Annotated in this window: 4 protein-coding genes; 2 read left to right on the forward strand and 2 right to left on the reverse strand. The window is 54.1% G+C overall.

Going from position 1 to position 3,802, the window contains the following annotated elements:
• Positions 1 to 977: type I secretion system permease/ATPase (locus K5905_RS29545; RefSeq protein WP_297591173.1), on the forward strand; the 977-nt coding region annotated here is incomplete at its 5' end.
• Positions 978 to 1,005: 28 nt separating this feature from the next.
• On the forward strand, positions 1,006 to 2,313 hold the full coding sequence (locus tag K5905_RS29550) for an HlyD family type I secretion periplasmic adaptor subunit (RefSeq protein ID WP_297591174.1): 1,308 nt from the start codon (positions 1,006 to 1,008) through the stop codon (positions 2,311 to 2,313).
• A 16-nt stretch (positions 2,314 to 2,329) separates the two neighbouring features.
• Here K5905_RS29550 and glp read toward each other — a convergent pair whose 3' ends face one another.
• Positions 2,330 to 3,535 carry a gephyrin-like molybdotransferase Glp gene (gene glp, locus K5905_RS29555; protein WP_297591175.1) on the reverse strand — a complete coding sequence of 402 codons (1,206 nt, stop codon included), beginning with the start codon at positions 3,533 to 3,535 and terminating at the stop codon, positions 2,330 to 2,332.
• Positions 3,535 to 3,802: cyclic pyranopterin monophosphate synthase MoaC (locus tag K5905_RS29560; RefSeq protein ID WP_297591176.1), on the reverse strand; the 268-nt coding region annotated here is incomplete at its 5' end. The genes glp and K5905_RS29560, both read right to left, overlap by 1 nt.

Genomic DNA, 3,802 nt, shown 5'->3' on the forward strand with positions numbered 1-3,802 from the left:
GTTTTGTATTGCAATCAGCCATTCTTGGTGTCGGGGCATGGTTGGCAATCAAACAGGAAATCACCCCCGGTGTCATGATTGCAGCGTCGATCATGACTTCCAGAGCGCTTGCGCCCATCGAGCAGGCCGTTGCGCAATGGCGCGGGTTTGTTGCCAGTCGGCAGGCTCTGAAGCGGTTGAGGGAGGTTCTTTTTGCAGCCGATGCCGAACCGGAAAAGATGGATCTGCCGATACCGAAGGGAAAAATCACCGTTCAGCAGCTCTTCTGTGGTCCCTTTGGGGAGGCCATGCCTTTCGTGCAGAATGTATCCCTGGATCTTCAGGCAGGGGATGGTTTGGGTGTAATCGGCCCTTCGGGATCAGGTAAATCAACTTTCGCCAGAGCGCTGGTTGGGGTTACTCCGGCGCTAAAAGGTGTCATTCGCTACGATGGCGCCGAACTTGGTCAATGGCCAAGTGAAAAACGGGGTGAATTCATTGGCTATTTGCCTCAGGATCTACAGCTTTTTGATGGAACGATTGCTGAAAACATAGCGCGTTTTAAAGAAGAAGCGTCGCCTGAAAAGATCATAGAAGCTGCCAAACTGGCTGATGTGCACGATTTGATCGTCGCCCTGCCGGAAGGGTATAATACCGTCATCGGCAGAAGCGGCAGATCTTTGTCTGCCGGGCAAAGGCAACGTATCGCTCTGGCCAGGGCACTATACGGCAATCCGTTTTTGGTTGTTCTTGATGAACCGAATTCAAATCTCGACGCTGAAGGCGAAGGAGCCTTGACAAATGCGATCAAGGAAATGCGCGCCAAAGGTTCGATCGTCGTCGTGATTGCCCATCGCCCCAGCGCGATAGCGACCGTGGACAAAATCCTGTGCCTTAAAGACGGAAAGATGGCCGGATTCGGTCCCAAAGAAGAAGTGCTCAAACAAGTGGTTCAGCCGCTCAAGCGCGTTGGCGCTGGTGCTGCTCCAGGTCGTTGACAGGCTGAACAGGGAAAGCGTTAGCTCCATGACAAAGAAGATCACCGGCAATGCAGATGACATGTTGCGCAAGACAGTGCGCAATCACCTGCTATTCGCCTTGTTTGTAGCGATCTTCGTGGTCGCCGGTATTGGCGGTTGGGCAACCTTCACGGAAATTTCCGGTGCCGTCGTTTCGTCCGGAACTGTTGTTGTGGAAAGCAACATCAAGCAGGTGCAACACCGAGAAGGTGGCATTGTGCGCGATATCCGGGTCAAGGATGGTGACACAGTGGAGGCCGGAGAACTGCTGATCAGTCTCGATGATACGGTCACACGTGCCAATTTGGCCGTCGTTACCAAACAACTGACTGAACTGGCCGCTCAGGAATTGCGGCTTGAGGCAGAACGCGACGACCATCGCACAATTGAGTGGCCGACAACAGCTGCCAAAGAACTGAGCGATATTGAGCGCGGTCAGCAGCTGCTTCTGGAAGCACGGCAGAATTCCAAGGAAGGACGCAAGAATCAGCTTGAGGAACAGATCCGTCAGTTCAACAAACAGACACAAGGGCTCGAAGCCCAGGTGACGGCCAAGGATTCCGAGATTGAATTGATCAAGGAAGAGTTGTCAGATCTGGATGGCCTTTTGAATAAACAACTTGTTTCAAAGAGCAGGGTAACCGCGCTCCGCCGTGAAAAGGCGCGTCTTGAAGGCGAATATGGCGACCTGATCGCACAGATCGCCCGCACTCAGGAAGCGATCAGTGAGCGGCGTATTCAGATCCTGCAGATTGAAGAATCCTACAGAGCCGAGGTACTTGAACAGTTGCAGGAAGTGCGCTCGCGCATTGCACAGCTGGAAGAACAGAAAATTGCTGCCGAAGACGAGTTGACCCGCGTCGATATTCTGGCACCTCGGAACGGCTACATTCACCAGCTCTCGGTTCACACAATCGGCGGTGTCATTGCTCCTGGTGAAACCGTAATGCAAATCGTGCCACGGGAAGACCAGCTTATCGTTGAGGCTCAAGTCAGACCGGTCGATATCGACCAGATGGCTCCAGGCCAGAGCGCCAGGGTCCGGTTTCCAAGTTTCGACCAGAGGACAACTCCCGAACTGAATGCGGAACTATTGACTGTTTCCGCGGATCTGACGCAGGACGAACGAACCGGAACGAGCTACTACGTCGCCCGTTTGGTGATCGATGACGAAGAATTGGAAAAACTGGGGGCACAGACCCTGGTTCCGGGAATGCCGGTAGAAACGTTTTTGCAAACAGGCGAGCGGACGGTTTTGAGTTATTTGCTCAAACCTATTACCGATCAGGTTGCTCACGCGCTGCGTGAACGCTGAACCGGGTTTCAGCTCTCTAAAGTATCAGGACGGGAACGGGGGTCCCGGCTTTCTGAGCCGGGGCGTGCGGCGGGCGGACAATCAACGCGCCGGAACGTGCAAGCAGACCGAGCATGGAACTGTCCTGCTTGGAAAACGGCGTCGCAATCAATCCGCCGCTTGCGTCTTCTTCCAATGTTGCGCGAACATAGTCCTGGCGCCTGTCGTTTTCAGGTAGGTCTTCACCCAAGATGGCGTTTTTCACACCGGATCTTATTGCAGCTTCTCCCAACATGGCTTGCAGTAGCGGTTTCAGGAACAACAATCCACACACCAAGCTGGACACGGGATTACCGGGAAGGCCGAGTACCTTGGTTTTTCCTAGGTGTCCGGCCATAAGCGGCTTCCCAGGACGCATTGCGATCCGCCAGAAGGATAAATCCATTCCTTCGCGTCCCAGAACGTCCTGCACAAGGTCATGGTCTCCGACTGAAGCACCACCAAGGGTAACGAGGATGTCGACCTTTTCCATTATTGCCCTACGGACATGATTTGCCAGTTCGATCGGGTCGTCCGGTGAAATGCCCAGATCTATCGGAACGCCGCCACAATCTTCAACGAGCGCTGCAATGCCAGCGTGATTGGAGGCGATAATCTGGTCAGGACCAGGTTCGGCACCGGGGCGTACCAGTTCGTCTCCTGTGGCCAGTATGGCGACCTTTGGTTTGCGGACTACGGCAAGCTCTGCATGGTTCATCGCCGCGGCCAGCGCCAGATGGCGGTAACTTAATTTGAGGGGCGGGGTGAGCAGGGTTTCGTTTTTTGAAAAATCCAATCCGGCAGGACGGACAAATGCACCGCAGTCCGGGTTTTCCAACACGGTGATTTCGTCGCCGTTACGTTCTGCATTCTCTTGTATGAGAATGGTATCTGATCCATCAGGTACTGGAGCCCCAGTAAAGATACGAACCGCTTCACCTGCCTCAACCTGCCCGGAAAAACTGTGACCCGCTGGCGCTTCGCCTATTACCGTCAGCTTCGTATTTTGTCCCTCGATATCCTGGTGTCGAATGGCGTATCCATCCATTGCAGAAGCTGCGAAGGGCGGTTGAGTTCTGGTCGACGCGACGGGGGCTGCAAGGAAACGACCATTGGCCTGTTCCAGCGGAACGATTTGGCTCTCGAGCGGCGTGACTTCCTCAAGAAGCTTCTCAAGCGCTTCGGCAACCGGCATCAAGCTCATCAGGTTCCGCCTTCGCTGCCGTCTTTCTCAAGGGTCCAGTGGCCGGATTTACCTCCCGCCTTCTCAACCAGACGAACGTTTCCGATTACCATCCCGCGATCAACGGCTTTGGCCATGTCATAAATGGTGAGGCAGGCAAGGGAACACGCCGTAAGTGCCTCCATTTCAACACCTGTTTGACCACTGACCTTTGTTGTTGCCGTGACGGTGAGACCAGGCAGTTTCTCATCAATGTCAATATCAATTGTCACCTTTGATAGCATCAAC

Origin of the sequence: Roseibium sp. (assembly GCF_025698965.1) — a bacterium.
Taxonomy (GTDB): Bacteria; Pseudomonadota; Alphaproteobacteria; order Rhizobiales; family Stappiaceae; genus Roseibium.